Consider the following 18,317-nt stretch of genomic DNA (forward strand, 5'->3'; position numbering starts at 1 on the left):
GTGCGAGGCGAGTCGGCGCGGGTGGCTGCGCGAGTGCGGGAGCTGATCGACGCGGCGCATGCCGGCGACGAGGACGACGACGACGAGGGCGCCACTCGGGCGCGCCTCGGCTTCGGCGGCAGGCGCAGCGATCGCGTGCCGCTCGCGCGTCGGCTGCTCGCCCGGGTGCCGCTGCGCCTGGATCCGGGCCGGCGCGGCGCGCTCGGCGTCGGCCTGGCCGTCGCGGTGGCGGCGGTTGTGACCGCGATCTGGCTGGCCGCCCAGCGTCCGCAGTCGACTCCGGTGTCCGCGCGTGTGCCGGTGCTGCCGTCCTCCGCGACCCCGGTCGGCACAGATCAGCCGGCTGCACCGGCCAGCCCGGCTGTTCGGACGGGCGCACCGTCCGGGTCGCCGAGCGCCTCGCGCTCGACGGTCGTCGTCGTGGACGTGGCCGGCAGGGTGCGCCGGCCGGGTCTGTACCGCCTGCCGCTCGGGTCGCGCGTCGATGACGCGGTCACCGCCGCGGGCGGCGCGCGGCCAGGGGTGGAGCTCACCAACCTCAACCTCGCGGCTCGGCTTGCCGACGGGCAGCAGATCCTGGTCGGGCTGCCGGCGGCGAGCGGCGCGCCTGCGGCGCCCGGGTCGGGCGCGGTCGAGGCGGCCGGTTCGGGCGCGCCCGCCGGCGAGCTGGTCGACCTCAACACCGCGACGCTCGACGGGCTGCAGGCCCTGCCCGGCGTCGGCCCGGTGCTGGCCCAGCACATCCTCGATTGGCGGACCGAGCACGGCCGGTTCACCGCGGTCGACCAACTCAACGACGTCAGCGGCATCGGTGACGTCAAGTTCGCCGCGCTTCGCTCGCGAGTGACGGTCTGACGTGCGCGCACGGTCAGGTCAACCTGGCGGCCACCGTGTCGTCGCGACCCCGCTCGCGACCCCGCTCGCGACGGCCGAGCCGCTCGACTTCCGGCTGGCGATCGGAGCGATCGCGGCGTGGTTGGCCGTACTGGGTTTCGGCGGCCGCTCGCCGCTGGTGGTCGTGACGACAGCGGGAATCGCAGCTCTGGTCGGCGTCTTGGCGCTTGTCGCCGGCCGCCGGTTGCGGCGGGCGGGACCGGCGCTCGCGCTGATCGCATTTTGCGTCGCCCTGGTGCTCGTGCCGCTCGCGGCGAGGCTGACGCACGTCGCGGATTCGGCGCTCAGCGCGCTAGCCCGGGAACATGCGGTGGTCGTGCTGACGGCCCGGGTCGCCAGCGACCCGGCCGTGCTCGCCGCGAAGGGCATCGCCGGCGCGCCGCGTGTCGCCGTCGACGTCACAGCCGCCCAGGTGCGCGCGGCCGGCCGGACTGTCGGCTCGGACGGCGCGGTGCTCGTGCTCGCCGACGCGGCCTCCTGGCGCGACGTGCTGCCCGGCCAGCTCGTGCAAGTCGCCGGCGAGCTGTCGCCCGCGTTGGACCGCGCGTCCATGTCGGTCACGCTCTTCGCTCGCGCCCCGCCGCAGCTGCTCGGCGCGCCGCCGTGGTGGCAGCGACTCGCCGGCGACGTCCGCGGCGGGCTCCGGCAAGCCGCGGCTGGGCTGCCCGAGCAAGCGCGTGGCCTGCTGCCGGGGCTGATCGACGGCGACACCGCGAATCTCGACCCGGTGCTGGCCGAGCGGTTCCGGCTTGCCGGCCTCACCCACCTCGTGGCCGTCAGCGGGACGAACTGCTCGATCGTGGTGGGCGCCTTGCTGCTGGTGCTTCGCCGCGCGCGGCTGCGGCCGTGGCTGCAGGCCCTGCTCGGCGGAGCGCTGCTGATGATGTTCGTCGTCGTCGCGCGTCCGTCGCCCAGCGTGCTGCGGGCTGCGCTGATGGCGGCGGTCGCGCTGGTGTCGCTGGCGACCGGCCGACCGCGCTCGGCCATCCCCTCGCTGGCCGCGGTCACGCTCGGGCTGCTGCTGTGGGACCCGACATTGGCGGGCAGCGCGTCGTTCGCGATGTCGGTGTTGGCCACCGGCGCGTTGCTGGTCCTCGCGCCTGGCTGGGCGCTGGCGTTGCGCAGACGCCGGGTGCCGGTGGGCGTTGCCGAGTCGATCGCCGTCGCCGCGGCGGCGCATCTGGTCACCGCGCCAGTCGTGGCCGCGATCTCCGGGCGGGTGAGCCTCGTGGCGATCCCGGCGAACGTGCTTGCCGAGCCGGTCGTCGCGGTGACGACGGTGCTCGGCTTCGCCGCGGCGGTCGTCTCGCCGTGGTGGCTGCCCGGCGCGTCCGGGCTGGCCTGGCTGGCCGGCTGGCCGTGCCGCTGGCTGATCGCCGTCGCGGATTTCTTCGGCGGTCTGCACGGCGCCACCGCGCCCTGGCCGGGCGGCGTCGGCGGCGGACTCGCGCTGCTCGCCTTGCTCGCGGCGCTGGTGATCGGCGCGCTGCGCACCGGCCCGCGGCGCGCGCTCGCAGCCGCCGGGGCGACGTGCGTGGCCCTGGCCATCCCGATCCGCGCGGCCACCTCCGGCTGGCCGCCGCCGGGATGGATCTTCGTGGCGTGCGACGTCGGCCAGGGCGACGCGTTGGTGCTGAACGCCGGCGCCGGGGCCGCCGTCGAGATCGACGCCGGGCCGGATCCGGTGCCGATCGACCGCTGCCTGGGCGACCTGGACGTGACCTCGATACCGCTGCTCGTGCTCACCCACTTCCACGTCGACCACGTCGGCGGGCTGGCGGGCGCTGGCCGGGGGCGTCAGGTCGGCGCCATTCTGGCCGGCCCGCTGGACGACCCCGAAGCGGGCGCGTCAATCGTCCACCGCTTCGCCGCCCAGCGCGGGCTCGTCGTCCGCACGCCCCCGGCCGGGACCAGCGTGCAGGTCGGCGACGTCCGGCTCGATGTGCTCGGGCCCAGCCACCCCTACCGCGACACCCGCTCGGATCCGAACAACAGCTCGCTGGTGTTGCGCGCCACCGTCCGCGGCACCCGGATCCTGCTGCCGGGCGACGCGGAGGTCGAGGCGCAGCGGGCGCTGCTGGCCGCGCACGTCGACCTGCGCGCCGACGTGCTCAAGGTGCCGCACCACGGCAGCGCCTACTCCGACCCGCGGTTCCTCGCCGCGGCGCACGCGAGGGTGGCGGTGATCAGCGTTGGCCGGCACAACGACTACGGGCATCCGTCGCCGCTGCTGTTGCGCGAGCTGGCCGTGCTCGGGGTGCCGACACTGCGCACCGACCGCGACGGCGACGTCGCGATCACCGGTACGGCCGGGCAGGTGACCGCGGTCCCCCGCGGCGTCGCGGCCAGCACCGTCGGCCTGCGAGAGCCGGCGACGCCGGTCGGACCGGCGGTTCCGTTCGAGTCGGCGGCGCCAGTGCTCGCGCCGACCGAGGGGGCGCGGTGGTCCCAGCTGTCCGCCGCCGGTGACAGGATGGCGACATGCCCGCCCGCGCCGTCGGCGTCGACGACCTGCCCGACCCGCTGCCCGCGCTGGCGCTGGTCGTCGGGGACGAGGAGCTGCTCGTCGAGCGGGCCCTCGGCGCGTTCGCCGCCGCCGCCCGCCGCGCCGATCCCGGCGTCGAGGTCACCGAGCTCGCCGGCGCGCAGATCGACGGTCCGGAACTGCACGAGTTGCTCAGCCCGTCGCTGTTCGGCGAGCCCCGCCTGCTGGTGATCCGCGCCGCGCAAGACGTCCGGGCAGCCGCGGCCGCGATCCTCGGCCCCTACCTGCAGGCGCCGGGCGTCGGCAGCACCGTGGTGCTGCACCACGTCGGCGGCGCGAAAGGCAAGGCGGTGCTCGAGGCCGCGCGCAAAGCGAAGCCGCTGGAGATCGCAGCCACGAAGCTCACCCGGCCCGACGATCGCGCCGATTTCGTCCGCGACGAAGTGCGCCGACACGGCGGCCGGATCGCGGCGAACGCGGTCAGCGTGCTGATCGACGCCGTCGGCAGCGACCTGCGCGAGCTGGCGGCGGTCGCGGGCCAGCTCGTCAGCGACTCCGGCGGCGCGATCGACATCGATCTGGTTCGCGCCTACCACCGCGGGCGGGCCGAGGTGTCCGGCTTCGCGGTGTCCGACCTGGCTGTCGTGGGGCGCAGCGGCCCGGCGCTCGAGGCGCTGCGGTTCGCGCTGTCCGTCGGCGTCCCGCACGTCGTGATCGCCGACGCGCTGGCCGACGGCGTCCGCACGGTCGCGCGGGTCTCCTCGGCCGGCCGTGGCGACCCCTTCATCCTTGCGAAGAAGCTCGGCATGCCGCCGTGGAAGGTCAAGCGGGCAACGAGCCAGGCCCGCGGCTGGACCGAGGACGGACTCGGTCGGGCGCTCGGCGTCGTCGCGATCTTGAACGCCGACGTCAAGGGCGCGGCCGTCGACCCCGGCTACGCCCTGGAGCTCGCCGTCCGTCGGATCGGCGCCGCCCGCTCCTGAGGTCCCGGCATCCTGAGGTCCCGACCGGCACGACTGATCTGAAATGGAACGAGGCCGCGCAACCCGGTGGGGTGCGCGGCCTCGAATCGAGCGAAGATGTCGGACGTCAGATATTGGACGTCAGATCTTGCTGGCGAGCTGAGCCATCGCCGACTTCTTGTTGGCGGCCTGGTTGCGGTGGATGACGCCCTTGCTGGCGGCCTTGTCGAGCTGGCGAGACGCGGTGGCGAGCGCGGTCTGCGCGACGGCGGCGTCGCCGGATGCGGCGGCCTCGTGGAAGTGCCGGATCGCCGTCTTCAGCGAAGACTTCACGCTCTTGTTGCGCTGCCGCGCGATCTCGTTGGTGCGGATTCGCTTGATCTGGGACTTGATGTTCGCCACGAAGAAAGCCTCGACGTTCGCTGGTTGACTGATCCGGATGCTGTCTTGGGCGCTCGCGCCGACCCTGCGATCGGCGAGCGGACAACCACGCCAGGCTACCAGCGCGTCAGCCTGCCGCCCAAATCGCTCGTCAGTGGTCAGTTACGGCGTCAGTGGGCGCCTATACGTGACCACTGACCGCGCAAGTGACCACTGACGGGAGAACACGGCAAGGCCAGACGGCGGTCAGACCGCGCGGACGGACACGAGCTCGAACTTGGTGTAGAGGTAGGTGCGGATGCCGTCCTCGCCGCTGATGACCGCGGTGACCGGCTGGTCTTCGCCGTCGTCCTCGCCGTAGACCATCGCGATGTCGCCGTCGAAGTAGACCCCGCCGTCCACCGGCGCGAGGTCGGTGAGCTGCACGACGACGTAGCGGCCGCCGAGCGCGGACACCAGCCCGCGGATCTCGTTGCTGCGGGCGTCCTCAGACTTGCGGAACACGCCGACGACCTCCTGCCAGTCGTCCTCCCCCGGAGTGGTGTTCACCAGGTCGCCCGGCTTGAGGTCGACGGCGGGCAGACGGAATTCAACGGCGGCGCGCGGGTCGGTCATGGCGCACATCCTGCCGGACGCGGCCTCGCGACATCGTGCCGGGCGCGCTGAATCACTTCGCCAACCCGCTCGGCCGACGGCCAGGGCGCGAATCGGGTCTCAGTCGTCGATGCCGAACGGCAGCTGTGGCTGCGGCGGCGCGTGCGTCGGATCGACGCCGGCGAACATGCTGCTGATCGACTCCCCGCCGTGGATGCGGCTGATCGCCTCCGCGAACAGCGGCGCGACCGATCGGACCGTCAGCTCAGGCCATTCCTCCGACGGTGGCGGCACGGTGTCGGTCGTCACCACTTCGGTGACGAGCGGGTGGTAGCGCAGCCGCTGCACCGCCTTGCCGGCGAACAGCCCGTGCGTGCATGCGATCGCGGCGCCTGTGCAGTTCTGCTCGGCCAGCCGCTCCAGCAGCTCGAGGATCGACCCGCCGGTCGCGATCTCGTCGTCCAGCACGATCGCCCGCTTGCCGCGCACGTCGCCCACGATCGCGTCGATCACCACCCGGTCGTCAGCCAGCCGCTGTTTCGACCCGGCCGCCACCGGCAGCCCCAGCAGCCGGGCGAATTGGGTGGCGGTCTTCGCGTTGCCAAGGTCGGGGGACACGACCACGGTGTTGTCGAGGTTCTGCCCGCCGAAATGGTCGGCCAGCTCGCCGATCGCGGTCAGGTGGTCCACGGGCACCGAGAAGAACCCGTGCACCTGCGGCGCGTGCAGCGTCATCGTGAGCACCCGGGTGGCGCCGGCCGTCGTCAGCATGTCCGCGACCAGCCGGCCGGCGATCGAGATGCGCGAGGCGTCCTTCTTGTCCGATCGCGCGTACGAGTAGTGCGGGATGACCGCCGTGACCTCGGCCGCGGACGCCCCGCGCGCGGCGTCGAGCATCAGCAGCAGCTCCATCAGGTGCTCCTGCGTGGGCGCCACCAGCGGCTGGATCACGTACACGTCGCGCTGCCGGCAGTTCTCCTGCAGCTGCACGTACAGGCAGTCGTTGGAGAACCGGCGGATGTCCACCCCGCCGAGCGGGACGCCGAGGTGGTCGCAGATCCGCTGCGCGAGCGGGCGGTGGGCGTTGCCGGACAGCACCACCACATCGCGCATGCGAGCAGGCTAGCCGAGCCGAGCACGCCCCGACCCTCCGCGAGTTGTCCTCGCCTCGCGGGGTGATCGCCCGTCCACGCGAGGACAACTTCGGAGATCTTGCAGAGTTGTCCTCGCGTCGTCGGGTGATCGGCCGACGAGGCGAGGACAAGTCGAGGAAGGGCGGCGCGTGTCAAACTGGACGGGTGACCGCTGGCCAGACTGTCGGCCGGACGGACCCGGCTCGCATCCGCAACTTCTGCATCATCGCCCACATCGACCACGGCAAGTCGACCTTGGCCGACCGGATGCTGCAGCTGACCGGCGTCGTCGACGACCGCCACGCGCGCGCGCAGTACCTCGACCGGATGGACATCGAGCGCGAGCGCGGCATCACGATCAAGGCGCAGAACGTCCGCATGCCGTGGAGCGTCGGCGCGGCCGAGTTCGTGCTGCACATGATCGACACCCCGGGGCACGTCGACTTCACCTACGAGGTCAGCCGCAGCCTCGCCGCGTGCGAGGGCGCGATCCTGCTCGTCGACGCCGCCCAGGGCATCGAGGCGCAGACGCTCGCGAACCTCTACCTCGCGCTCGAGAACGACCTGCAGATCATCCCGGTGCTGAACAAGATCGACCTGCCGGCCGCGCAGCCCGACCTCTACGCCGCCGAGCTCGCCCACATCATCGGCTGCGAGCCCGGCGACGTCCTGCGAGTCAGCGCCAAGACCGGCGAGGGGGTCGCCGCCCTGCTCGACGTCGTCTGCCGCGACGTGCCCGCCCCGGTCGGCGAGGCCGACGCGCCCGCCCGCGCGATGATCTTCGACTCGGTCTATGACATCTACCGCGGCGTGATCACCTACATCCGCGTCGTCGACGGGAACTTCGCGCCGCGGCAGCGGATCAAGATGATGTCCACCGGCGCCACCCACGAGCTGCTCGAGATCGGCGTGATCTCGCCGGAGCCGGTGCCGACGGACGGGCTGTCCGTCGGCGAGGTCGGGTACCTGATCACCGGCGTGAAGGACGTCCGGCAGTCGCGCGTCGGCGACACCGTCACCGACGCCGTCAAGCCGGCGGCGACCAGCCTCGGCGCCTATCGCGACCCGAACCCAATGGTGTATTCCGGGCTGTTCCCGGTGGACGGCTCGGACTACCCGCTGCTGCGCGACGCCCTCGACCGGCTGCGGCTCAACGACGCCGCGCTGGTCTACGAGCCGGAGTCGTCGACGGCGCTGGGCTTTGGCTTCCGCTGCGGCTTCCTCGGCCTGCTGCACCTGGAGATAACCCGCGACCGGCTCGAGCGCGAGTTCGACCTCGTCCTGATCAGCACCGCGCCGAATGTCGTCTATCGAGTCTCGCTCGAGGACGGCGCAGAGCACGTCGTGACCAACCCCTCGGATTGGCCGAGCAAACTGAAGATCGCCGAGACCCGCGAGCCGATCGTCAAGGCGATGATCATCGCGCCGAGCGAGTACATCGGCGCGATCATGGAGCTGTGCCAGCAGCGGCGCGGCGCGCTGGGCGGCATGGACTACCTGTCCGAGACGCGCGTCGAGCTGCGCTACACGATGCCGCTGGCGGAGATCATCTTCGACTTCTTCGACCAGTTGAAGTCCCGTACCCGTGGGTATGCTTCGCTGGACTACGAGGCGGCGGGGGAGCAGGTCGCGGACCTCGTGAAAGTCGATATCTTGCTTCAGGGCGAGCCGGTCGACGCGTTCAGCGCGATCGTGCACAAGGACAAGTCGTACGCATACGGCACGTCGATGACCGGCAAGCTGCGAAAGCTGATCCCACGCCAGCAGTTCGAGGTGCCGATCCAGGCCGCGATCGGGGCGCGGGTGATCGCCCGCGAGAACATCAGCGCGATGCGCAAGGACGTGCTCGCGAAGTGCTACGGCGGTGACATCACCCGCAAGCGCAAGCTGCTGGAGAAGCAGAAAGAGGGCAAGCGCCGGATGAAGATGGTCGGCCGGGTCGAGGTGCCGCAAGAGGCCTTCATCGCCGCGCTGTCCACCGGCGAGACCGCCGACGCGGCCAAGAAGTGAGTCGGCAGCTCCGCCTGCTGCGATGATCTCGGCTGGCCCATGCGAATACGCGTGGGCCGGCCGAGATCATCGCTGACGGAGTCGACTGTGCGCCGAGTTTGGCCGGAACGCAGCGGCTGGCTGCGGCTGCGGCGCGACGGCGAGCCGTGGCGGCGCGTCGTCTCAACGGTCGTCGCGTTCGTGGCCGTCGTCGTCGCGCTCGCCGCGCTGCTCGCTCGGCAGGTCGCGTTCGACTGGCAGCCGTTGATCGTGCTGGCCGCGTTCAGCCATCAGCTGATGTGGGCGGCCGGCGTGGGGCTCGTCGCGGTCCTGGCTCGACGCTGGCTGCTGGCCGTGGTCGCTGTCGTGTGCTGCACCTTGGTGTTGCTCATCCAACTGCCGCCGGTGCTCCGCTCGCCGCCGTCGACGACCGGACGGCCGCTCGTCGTGCTGCAGGCCAACCTGAAGATCGGCTCGGCGGACGCCGGCGCGGTCGTGCGGCTCGTCCGGCAGCACCGCGTCGACCTGTTGGCGACCGAGGAGCTGACGACGGCTGAGCAGAGCCGGCTGCTCGCCGCCGGGCTCGGCGGCCTGCTGGCTCATCGCTACACCGCGCCGCTGCGTGACGGCGGCGGCGGCGGGCTCGGGATCTGGAGCCGGTATCCGGTGTCGGCCGGTCGCAACCTGCCGGGCTACGAACTCGGCGTGCTCGCCGTCCGGGTGGCGCTGCCGGCCGGCCCGACGACGTTCGTGGCGGTGCACCTGCTGCCGCCGTATCCGTATCCGGCCGGGACGTGGACGTCGGAGATCACCCGGCTGCGCGGGTTCCTGCGCGGGTTGACGGGGCCGGTCGTGGTGTCCGGCGACTTCAACGCGACCGTCGACCACGCCCGCTTCCGCGCGCTGCTCGGCGACGGGTACGCGGACGCGACGTCGCGCGCCGGCGAGGGCTACACCGCGACGTATCCGACGGACCGCTGGTTCCCGCCGCTGATCGCGATCGACCACGTGCTCGCCCGCTCGGTGGGCGTGGTGTCGACACAGACGGTCGCGTTGCCCGGCTCGGACCACCGCGGCCTGCTCGTCGAGCTGCGCCGCTGACCCGTCCACCAGCCGTCGACCCCTCCGCCGGCCGCCCGACCCCTCCGCGAGTTGTCCGCGTGTCGTCCGGCTGGGCGCCGAAGAGGCGAGGACAAGTCGCGAGGCAGGGAGGGTTAGCCGAGTGCTCGCGTTTCGCCGGTCGGCAGTTCGGTGACGGTGCGGTCCTTGACGCGCACGCCCGACTCGCCGAGTTCGAACGACGCGCGGAGCAGGCCGACGATTACCCGGGCCGCCGCAGCGTAGGACATTCCGTTCGGCGGGTGGATGTTGGACACGCAGTTGCGTTCGGCGTCGCTGCGGCCGGGCAGCGGGGCGTAGGTGAGATATGCGCCGAGGCTGTCGTTGACCGAGAGCCCGGGACGCTCGCCGATCAACACCAGCACCGCCCGCGCGGCGAAGGCCGAGCCGATGTGGTCGCCGAGCGCGACACGTGCCTGGGTCGCGATCACCGGCGGGGCTAGCGACGGGCCGTCCGCGCCCAGCCCGGTCAGCAACTCGGCCAGCAGCGGGACAGCGTGTGCCTGCGCGGCCCGGGCCGACAGCCCGTCCGCCAGCACCACGACGAGTTCCGCGCCCTCGGCTGGCTTGATCGGCTCGGCCGGCGTCCGCCCCAGGTCGGGCCGGCGCAGATACTCCGCCCGATCGGAGGCCTTGCTGGCGACAACCAGCGGGTCGCCGAGCCCAAGCGAGAGCACTGCTTCCGACAGCGCAGCGACATCCAGCGCGTCGTGCACGGCGTCGCGCGCAGCCGCGTGCGCGGCGCGGAACTCGAGCTCGGCCGTCGTCGGCAGGCCGTTGCCGGCGCGGCCCAGCCCGATCCGCGCCTGGGTGACGAGCCGCAGTCTCGCCCACAGCGGCTCGCTCATCTGCCGATGGCCAGCAGCGGCGAGGCTTCGACGGGCAGCACGTTCCCGACGTCGTCGAGCATCCCGAGATCGCGCAGCCAGGCCTCGAACTCCGGCGCGGGCCGCAACCCCAGCACGCTGCGCACGTAGAGGGCGTCGTGGAAGGAAGTGCTCTGGTAGCCCAGCATGACGTCGTCTGCGCCGGGCACCGCGATCACGTAGGTGCAGCCGGCCGCGCCGAGCAGCGTCAACAACGTGTCCATGTCGTCCTGATCTGCCTCGGCGTGGTTGGTGTAGCAGACGTCCACGCCCATCGGCAGGCCGAGCAGCTTGCCGCAGAAGTGGTCTTCCAGGCCGGCGCGGATGATCTGCTTGCCGTCATAGAGGTACTCCGGCCCGATGAAGCCGACCACGGTGTTGACGATGAGCGGCTTCAACCGACGCGCCAGCCCGTACGCGCGCGCCTCGAGCGTCTGCTGGTCGATCGGCCGGCCGTCCACGCCGAGGTGCGCGCCGGCGGACAGCGCCGAGCCCTGCCCGGTCTCGAAATACATGACGTTGTTCCCGACGGTCCCGCGATTCAGCTCCAGCGCAGCCGCACGAGCCTGCTCCAACAGCGCGAGGTCGACGCCGAACGCGGTGTTCGTGCCCTGCGTGCCGCCGATCGATTGGAAGACCAGGTCGACCGGCGCGCCCTGCTCGATCAGCTCCAGAGTCGTCGACACGTGCGCGAGCACGCACGTCTGCGTCGGGATCGCGTACCGGGAGCGCAGGTCATCGAGCAGGCGCAGCAGGTCGCCGGCAACGCCGGGGGAGTCGGTGGCCGGGTTGATACCCAGCACCGCGTCGCCGCAGCCGAGCAGCAGCCCGTCGAGCGTCGCGGCGGCAACGCCGCGCGGGTCGTCGGTCGGATGGTTCGGCTGCAGCCGCGTCGCCAGCCGGCCGGGCAGGCCGAGCGTGTCGCGGAAGGCGGTGACGACCGAGCACGCCCGGCCGACCGCGATCAGATCCTGGTTGCGCATCAGCTTGCTGACGGCGGCGGCCATCTCCGGCATCAGGCCGGGGGCCAGCGCGCCCAGCACGGCGGCGGCGTCCGGCCGGGTCGCGGTCGCCAGCAGCCAGTCGCGGAAGCCGCCCACCGTCATCGCTGCCACCGGGCGGCGCGCATCGTGATCGAGGTCGTCCACGATCAGCCGGCTGACCTCGTCCGTCTCGTACGGGACGACGAGGTCGTCGAGGAAGGCGGCGAGCGCGACGTCGGCGAGCGCCCACTGCGCCGCCGCCCGCTCGGCCGCCGACTCCGCGGCGCAGCCCGCCAGCTCGTCGCCGGAGCGCGGCGGGCTCGCCTTCGCCAGCAGCTCGGCGAGCCCGGCGAACTCGTAGGAGCGGCCGGCGAGCTGCTGGCGGTAGACCGTCATGGCGGCATTGTGTCCACAGCGTGCGGCTCCGCGGTCGCCGACCGGCGATGATCTCGGCCTCAGCCGGCGAATCCGGGTGGTCCGGCCGAGATCATCGCGTCGCTGTCAGGCATAGCTAGAGTTCGAGGACGATCTTGCCGACGAGGTCGCCGGCCGCCATCGCGGCCAGCCCGTCGGCGGCCTCCGCCAGCGGGATCGTCCGGTCGATCGTGGGCCGGAGCCCCGTCGTGTGCAGAAACGAGATCAGATCCGCCAGCTCGGCCTTCGTCCCCATCGTCGAGCCGATCAGCTCCAGCTGCAGGAAGAAGAAGCGGTTCAGGTCCGCCGGCGGGTTCGGCCCGGACGTCGCACCGGAAATGACGATTCGCCCGCCTGGCTTGAGCGACTTCGCCGAGTGCGCGTAGGTGGCGGCGCCGACGGTCTCCATCACCGCATCCACCCGCTCGGGCAGCCGCGCGCCGGAGGCGAACGCCTCGTGCGCGCCGAGTTCGAGCGCGCGTTGCCGCTTGTCCTCGGTCCGTGCCGTCGCGTAGACGCGAAAGCCGGCCGCGCGCGCCATCGAGATGCACGCGGTCGCCACCCCGCCGGTCGCGCCCTGCACCAGCACCGACTGACCCGGCCGCAGCCCGGACTTCGTGAACAGCATTCGGTAGGCGGTGAGCCACGCCGTCGACAGGCAGGCGGCCTCGGCGAATGACAGGTCGGCGGGCTTCGGCACGACATTGCGCTTCGGCACGATCACGTACTCGGCCAGCGAGCCCTGGTGCTTCTCCGACAGCAGCGAGCGGCCGGGGTCCACGGTGTCGTCGCCGGTCCAACCCGGCGCGTTGATCACCGCGTGCACGACGACCTCGTCCCCGGTGGACTCGTCGATCCCGGCGGCGTCGCAGCCGAGGATCATCGGCAGCTGCTCGGCCTTGATGCCGACCCCGCGCAGCGTCCACAGGTCGTGGTGGTTCAGGCTCGCCGCCTTGACCGCGACCCGGGTCCAGCCCTGCGGCGGCGTCGGCTCGGGCCGTTCGCCGACCACCAGACCGGCCAGCGGCTCGTCGGGATCGAACGACTCGGCGTAGACGGCTCTCATGAATCGCGACCCTAGCCGTCCGCGCCCGCCGGGCTCAGACCGTCATCTCGGCCGGCGCGCTGGCAAGCGCCGCCTGGATCGCGGCGACCAGTTCGCGCGCGGACTCGGCGGTGAGCTCGACGGCGACCCGCGCCGACGGGCCTCGCGCCGGGGCCGCGAGGTCGATGTTGAGGCTGTGCTCGGCCGGCGCGTGCACCGGGTGGTCGAAGTAGACGGTGGCGTCGGTGACCCGGAACCACGCGCCGTTCGGGCCCTTGGCGCTGCCGGTCATCGGCGCGGTCACGGTGGCGTAGGTGCACATCGTCAGCTCCCCAGCTTCGCGGCGTAGAACTCGGTGATCCGCTCCCAGCCGTCGACCGCGGCCTCGACCCGGTAGGACGGCCGGTCGGTCGAGAAGAACGCGTGCCCGGCGTCGGCGTAGCGGTGGAACTCGTACTCCTTGCCGTGGCCGTCGAGCAGGTGCGCCAGCTCGTCGATGTGCTCCGGGGACGGGAACTTGTCCTCATTGCCGAACAGGCCGAGCAAGGGCGCGCGGAGATTCGGCAGCTGGTCGACGAGGTTGGTCACCTTGAGCGGAAAACCTTCCGGCGGTGTTCCGGTGACGAACGCGCCGTAGCAGTCGACGGCGGCCTGCAGCTCGAGGTTGCACGCGGCGAGCACGCTCTGCCGCCCGCCGGAGCAGTAGCCGATCACGCCGATCTTGCCGTTGCTCGTCGCCAACCGGCGCAGGTGCGCCGCTGCGCCGGCCACGTCGCCGACCAGCTGCGCGTCCGGCACGCCGCCCTGCGCGCGGGCGAACGCCGCCGCGTCGTCCGGCGCGGCGCCGGGCGCCAGCCGCCAGTACAGGTTCGGGCAGATCGCGTCGTAGCCCAGCTCGGCGAAGCGCCGCACGATTTCCTTCGTGGCGCGGTCGTAGCCGGGCAGGTGGTGGATCACCACGACGCCGCCGCGCGATCCCTCGACGTCGTCGGGTTGCGCGAGATAGGCCTCGATCTCGTCCCCGTCGTTGCCCTCGATGCGAATCGTTGTCGCGTGCAGCGTGTCGCCCATACCGTGATCGAAGCACTCGCCACGGACGGCCGCGCAGCGGGTCTTCTACCGTGGCGGACGTGCGCAGCGTCCGGCGAGCCCGCCGCCCTTTGGTGGCGTTGGTCGCGTTGGTCGCCGCCCTCGCGGTCGGCTACGCGGTGCACGCGGGCAGCTCCGGTCAACCCGCCATCCACACTGTGCGGCTGTCGTCGCTGCCGCCGCAGGTGGCGACGACCGTGGACCTGATCCGGCAGGGCGGCCCGTTCCCGTACCCGCGCGACGACGGGGTGGTGTTCCACAACGACGAGCACCGGCTGCCCGGCGAGCGCGCCGGCTACTACCACGAGTACACGGTGCCGACGCCCGGTTCGCCGGACCGCGGCGCCCGCCGGATCATCACCGGCGCCGGCGGCCAGTTCTACTGGACGGCCGACCACTACGAGACCTTCGAGCGCGTCAAGGTCGACGGATGACGACCCCCGAGCAGGCGGCGTCGATCCGCGCCGTCTACGCCCAGGTAAATGCCCCCGCCTGGGCGGCCGAGAATTTGGACGCCCTCGCCGACGTGCTGCGCGACCTGTCCTGGCTGCCGGAGGGTCCCGTGCCGGTGCGCCTGCCGGCCGACGAGCGGGTCGTCGCGGTGCTGCGCCGGACGGCCGCGGAGACGGCCCGAGGTCCGCGCCCAATTTCGCCTCTCGAGCCACTCTGAGACGTCGCTTAGGAAAGGCCAAATCTTTTGCTTGCGCTGATCCAGAGATGCGTGTTGAGTCGCTGAACGTAGCCAACTCAACCTCGGCAATGGCGACCGTGCATGACCGCGCTGGGGCTCAGAGCTGACGCCGCTCGGGTGAATGTCTCGGGCGTTTTTGCGGCTGTTCGCCGAGCAGTCTGCGTATTTGAGGTGGGGCTTTTTATGGTTCGGTGGGTTTATTCGGCGCGTCTTCGTTCGCGTCGCTGTGTTGCGTTTGTTGCTGCGGCGGCGGGGGTGTTGTCTTTCGGTGCGGCGGTGACGTTCGCGGCGTCGCCGGCGGGTGCTACGACGTCGAATCCGACGCCGGCGGCGGGGTCGCGGAAGAGCGCGACGCGGTTGCCGTTTGCGATTTCTGGGACGGCGTCGTTGTCGGTGGATGTGGGCAGCGGGAACGCGTTGTTCACTGATCAGTTGTTGACGTTGCCGGGGATTGGGCAGGATGTGCCGGTGACGTTGTCCTACAACTCGAGCGTGTGGGGCACGTCGACGCCGTCGGCGGTCACCGGGGGCGCCGGCTCCGGATGGGCGATCTCGGGTTTCGACGAGCGGATGGTCACGAACGCCGACAACAGCGTCACGTTCTACGGCCCGGGCGGGCTTTCCGGCGTGTTCGCGAAAAGCGGGAGTAATTTCATTGCGCCGCCGCAATTCCAGGCGGATCTGACAGGCAGCGCGCCGCAGTACACGCTGACCGACCACCGTTCCCAGGAGGTCTTGGTTTTCAACCCCTCCGGGCAGCTGTCGACCGTCACCGATCGCAACCACAACACCACGAACTATTACTACAACTCCTCGACCGGTTACCCGCAGAAGATCACCGCGACCCGCGGTCCGACCGCCGGGCGTTCGGTGAACATCACGATGAGCGGCTCGAAGATTTCGTCGTTGACGCAGACGTCGGGGACCTTGAGCCGCACCGTGACATTCGGGTATTCGCCGAACGGCCATCTCGCCTCGGTGACGGACGCGACCGGCGGGGTCACGTCGTTTTCCAGCGGTTACGGCACCGACACCGGGCAGGTCGTGTCGATCACGAACCCGATGAACGAGGTGACGACACTGGGATTCACGAGCGGCGAGGTGTCCTCGGTTGCGCAGACGAACCCGCCGGTCGACGGCGGGGCGGGGACGTCGACGACCAGGTTGACCTACCCGACTACGACGCAGACCTTGGTCGCGGATCCCACGACGAGCCAGAGCACGGCGGTCGCGTCGGTGCCGCACACGACCTACAACCTGGACAGCGCGACCTCGCAGCGGGTGCACACCGCGCAGGACCCGGACGGCAACACTCGCAGCAAGACGTACACCACGATCGCGAATATCGCCTCGACGACGCCGGCCTCGGGCGGCTCGACGTCATACACCTATGGCTCGAACGGCGGCGAGTCGTTGACGAAGGTCGCGTTCCCGGGCGGCGCGGCCGATTCCGCGGCTTACAGCAACACCGGCGGCAAGGCGTATCTGCCGTCCTCGACGACCGACGACGCCAGCAACTCGCTGAACTACACCTATGACACGAACGGCAACCAGAGCGGCACCGCGCAGGGCACGTCGGGGCCGAGCGCGAAGGTCGACTACAACGCCAATGGCACGCCGATGGACTCGGCCCCGCCTGGCGCGGCCGCCGGCGTGCAGACGACTTATACCTACGGCAACAGCGATGGGGACCTGACCCAGATCACCCCGCCGTCGGGCACCAGCCTGGGCAACCGCTCCTACACGTGGGACGGGTTCGGCCGGCTGGCGACGGCCACGGACGGGGCGGGCGACACGATCACCTACACCTATGACAAGGCCGACCGGATCACCAAGGTGCAGTATTCCGACGGCACCCACGAGGTCGACTACACCTACAACCCGGACGGCCACGTCACCCAGCGGGTCGACGCCAACGGCACCACCACCTACACCTACGACGACCTCGGCCACCTGACCTCGGTCGCGAACACCGCGAACACCCACTCGGTCGCCTATGCCTACGACCTGGCGGGGGCGCTCGCGACGGAGACCGACGGGCTGGGCACCACGAGCTACGGTTACGACAACGCGCATCTGCTGACCTCGATGACCTATCCGCAGGACGGCACGACCAGCACCACCAACTTCGCCAACGACGCCAACGGCCGGCGCACGGACGCGTGGATGCAGACCAACGCCGGGAACACCGCGTGGGCCGCGCACGAACACTTGGGCTACGACAACTCCGGGCGGATGACCAGCGTGCTCGGCCAGATCGGCCCCGCGTCCGGACCGACCAACGCGCTCAACGAGACGGTCTGCTACGCCGCGAACTCGACCGCGCCGTCCTGCTCGACCGCCACCAGCAACGACCGCAACACCATCCAGTGGACCAAGGACACCGTGTCCGGAGAGACGAACACCTACACCTACGACACCTCGAACCGGCTGACGAAGGACGTGGTGACCGGGGGGTCGAACCCCCGCACGTTCACCTACACCTACGATGCCACCGGCAACCGCAAGACCGCCGCGGTGACCGGGTCCGCACCCTCGAGCCAGTCGTTGAACTACAACAACGGCAACCAGATCTCCACCACCGGCTACAGCTACGACGCGGCCGGGAACCTGACCGCCAGCCCGGTCCGGTCGGCGGTGTTCAACGCCGCCGGGCAGCAAACCAGCGCCACCACCAGCAGCGGCTACGGCGGGACGACCAGCACCTACACCTACGCCGGCACCAACATGAACGAGGTGCTGTCGGCGACCAACCAGGCCGGCCGCAACTACACCCTGTCCTACGGGATGCCCGACAAGAACGGGATCCCGGTGATCGACTCCGTGCAAGCCGGCACCGGCGTCGGCTACGTCCTGCACGACCCCTCCGGCGAGCCCATCCTGCTCCAAACCGCCGGCGGAGTCAGCTGCCTCTACCTCACCGACGCCATCGGCAACCCCATCGCCATGTCCACCGACTTCAACACCACCGCCGTCGCACTCCGATACGACCCCTACGGGGCGGCCACCCGCACCGACAGCGGCGGAGACAACGGCGCCTGGTCCGAAACCCCCTACCTGTTCGGCGAAGGAATCCAAGACCGCAACACCGGCGAAATCAAATTCGGCCAACGCGTCTACAGCACCGCCACCGGCAACTGGACCCAACAAGACGCCCTCAACGCACCCCTAGACCCCAACAACGCCAACCGCTACGCCTACGCCGCCGACAACCCAATCAACAACACCGACGCGACTGGCCAGTTCAGTTTTGGTGAAATCGTGGGCATTTTCGTTGGTGCCGTGGGAGCCCTCGCTTGCACCGGAATTACGAGTGGGCTGGGCACGGTGGCTTGCGCTGGAGTAGTGGGCACAGTAGCCACGGCCGTAGGCGACGCGGCAAACGGCGATCCAGCGGACTAGACGAGGAAAAGGAAGCTCGTCGAATGTGGGCACAAAGTGTCGTCATTTTCGTTACGGTCTTTGTGATCGTTGTTGGGTCGACAAGCCTGATCAACTGGCGTCGTCGTCGGCGGGCTAGGAAAGACTAGGGGTGCCGAAGAACCATGGGTTGGTGGTTTCGTTCAGTTCGGCTCGCCGTTGGCGAGCGGTTGGTCTACCAAGCTGCTGCCAACGGATTTCAGGGCGTCCGGGTGGTTGGCGGACGTCTGCACGTGAGCGACCGACGCATCA

General features: G+C 70.9%; 16 protein-coding genes and 1 pseudogene. 8 read left to right on the forward strand and 9 right to left on the reverse strand.

What is annotated here, in order from left to right; genetic code table 11:
• From ACFFBG_RS00495 to holA, 3 genes and pseudogenes are all read left to right on the forward strand, one after another.
• Positions 1–855, forward strand: coding sequence for a ComEA family DNA-binding protein (locus ACFFBG_RS00495; protein ID WP_375474526.1), 855 nt, complete (start codon positions 1–3; stop codon positions 853–855).
• A gap of 589 nt (positions 856–1,444) precedes the next feature.
• Positions 1,445–3,025 (forward strand): annotated as a pseudogene (locus tag ACFFBG_RS00500) (ComEC/Rec2 family competence protein); the annotation flags it as partial.
• Between the two features lie 350 nt (positions 3,026–3,375).
• Complete coding sequence (gene holA, locus ACFFBG_RS00505) at positions 3,376–4,362, forward strand: DNA polymerase III subunit delta (RefSeq protein WP_375474528.1); 987 nt, start codon at positions 3,376–3,378, stop codon at positions 4,360–4,362.
• 120 nt (positions 4,363–4,482) lie between these two features.
• On the opposite strand, the gene rpsT is transcribed toward holA, so the two are convergent.
• From rpsT to ACFFBG_RS00520, 3 genes are all read right to left on the reverse strand, one after another.
• A complete protein-coding gene (gene rpsT, locus ACFFBG_RS00510; protein ID WP_375474530.1) occupies positions 4,483–4,743 on the reverse strand; it encodes a 30S ribosomal protein S20 in 261 nt (86 codons plus the stop codon).
• A gap of 225 nt (positions 4,744–4,968) precedes the next feature.
• A complete protein-coding gene (locus ACFFBG_RS00515; RefSeq protein WP_375474532.1) occupies positions 4,969–5,337 on the reverse strand; it encodes a hypothetical protein in 369 nt (122 codons plus the stop codon).
• A gap of 99 nt (positions 5,338–5,436) precedes the next feature.
• Positions 5,437–6,429 carry a ribose-phosphate diphosphokinase gene (locus tag ACFFBG_RS00520; RefSeq protein ID WP_375474534.1) on the reverse strand — a complete coding sequence of 331 codons (993 nt, stop codon included), beginning with the start codon at positions 6,427–6,429 and terminating at the stop codon, positions 5,437–5,439.
• Positions 6,430–6,614: 185 nt separating this feature from the next.
• Here ACFFBG_RS00520 and lepA point away from each other — a divergent pair, with 185 nt between their 5' ends.
• Both lepA and ACFFBG_RS00530 read left to right on the forward strand, forming a co-directional pair.
• Positions 6,615–8,459: a translation elongation factor 4 gene (gene lepA / locus ACFFBG_RS00525; RefSeq protein ID WP_375474536.1), complete on the forward strand. Its 1,845-nt coding sequence runs from the start codon at positions 6,615–6,617 to the stop codon at positions 8,457–8,459.
• Positions 8,460–8,546: 87 nt separating this feature from the next.
• Positions 8,547–9,539, forward strand: coding sequence for an endonuclease/exonuclease/phosphatase family protein (locus ACFFBG_RS00530; protein WP_375474538.1), 993 nt, complete (start codon positions 8,547–8,549; stop codon positions 9,537–9,539).
• 113 nt (positions 9,540–9,652) lie between these two features.
• On the opposite strand, the gene eutC is transcribed toward ACFFBG_RS00530, so the two are convergent.
• From eutC to ACFFBG_RS00555, 5 genes are all read right to left on the reverse strand, one after another.
• Complete coding sequence (eutC, locus tag ACFFBG_RS00535; RefSeq protein ID WP_375474540.1) at positions 9,653–10,405, reverse strand: ethanolamine ammonia-lyase subunit EutC; 753 nt, start codon at positions 10,403–10,405, stop codon at positions 9,653–9,655.
• Positions 10,402–11,802 carry an ethanolamine ammonia-lyase subunit EutB gene (locus ACFFBG_RS00540; protein WP_375474542.1) on the reverse strand — a complete coding sequence of 467 codons (1,401 nt, stop codon included), beginning with the start codon at positions 11,800–11,802 and terminating at the stop codon, positions 10,402–10,404. The genes eutC and ACFFBG_RS00540 overlap by 4 nt, the downstream gene beginning before the upstream one ends.
• Before the next feature lie 115 nt (positions 11,803–11,917).
• On the reverse strand, positions 11,918–12,886 hold the full coding sequence (locus ACFFBG_RS00545; RefSeq protein ID WP_375474544.1) for a zinc-binding dehydrogenase: 969 nt from the start codon (positions 12,884–12,886) through the stop codon (positions 11,918–11,920).
• A 34-nt stretch (positions 12,887–12,920) separates the two neighbouring features.
• Positions 12,921–13,187, reverse strand: a complete 267-nt coding sequence (locus tag ACFFBG_RS00550; protein ID WP_375474546.1) for a DUF6295 family protein — start codon at positions 13,185–13,187, stop codon at positions 12,921–12,923.
• Positions 13,188–13,189: 2 nt separating this feature from the next.
• Complete coding sequence (locus tag ACFFBG_RS00555; RefSeq protein WP_375474548.1) at positions 13,190–13,936, reverse strand: dienelactone hydrolase family protein; 747 nt, start codon at positions 13,934–13,936, stop codon at positions 13,190–13,192.
• 59 nt (positions 13,937–13,995) lie between these two features.
• Here ACFFBG_RS00555 and ACFFBG_RS00560 point away from each other — a divergent pair, with 59 nt between their 5' ends.
• Positions 13,996–14,388, forward strand: a complete 393-nt coding sequence (locus ACFFBG_RS00560; protein ID WP_375474550.1) for a ribonuclease domain-containing protein — start codon at positions 13,996–13,998, stop codon at positions 14,386–14,388.
• Positions 14,385–14,624 (forward strand): barstar family protein, encoded by a 240-nt coding sequence (locus ACFFBG_RS00565; RefSeq protein WP_375474552.1) that lies wholly within the window; start codon positions 14,385–14,387, stop codon positions 14,622–14,624. Before ACFFBG_RS00560 ends, ACFFBG_RS00565 begins: the two co-directional genes overlap by 4 nt.
• A 218-nt stretch (positions 14,625–14,842) precedes the next feature.
• On the opposite strand, the gene ACFFBG_RS00570 is transcribed toward ACFFBG_RS00565, so the two are convergent.
• A complete protein-coding gene (locus ACFFBG_RS00570; protein WP_375474554.1) occupies positions 14,843–15,070 on the reverse strand; it encodes a hypothetical protein in 228 nt (75 codons plus the stop codon).
• 43 nt (positions 15,071–15,113) lie between these two features.
• Here ACFFBG_RS00570 and ACFFBG_RS00575 point away from each other — a divergent pair, with 43 nt between their 5' ends.
• On the forward strand, positions 15,114–18,047 hold the full coding sequence (locus ACFFBG_RS00575) for an RHS repeat domain-containing protein (RefSeq protein WP_375474556.1): 2,934 nt from the start codon (positions 15,114–15,116) through the stop codon (positions 18,045–18,047).
• The last annotated feature ends 270 nt before the right edge of the window (positions 18,048–18,317 follow it).

It is taken from the genome of uncultured Jatrophihabitans sp. (genome assembly GCF_964251945.1).
In the GTDB taxonomy this organism is placed as follows: Bacteria; Actinomycetota; Actinomycetes; order Mycobacteriales; family Jatrophihabitantaceae; genus Jatrophihabitans.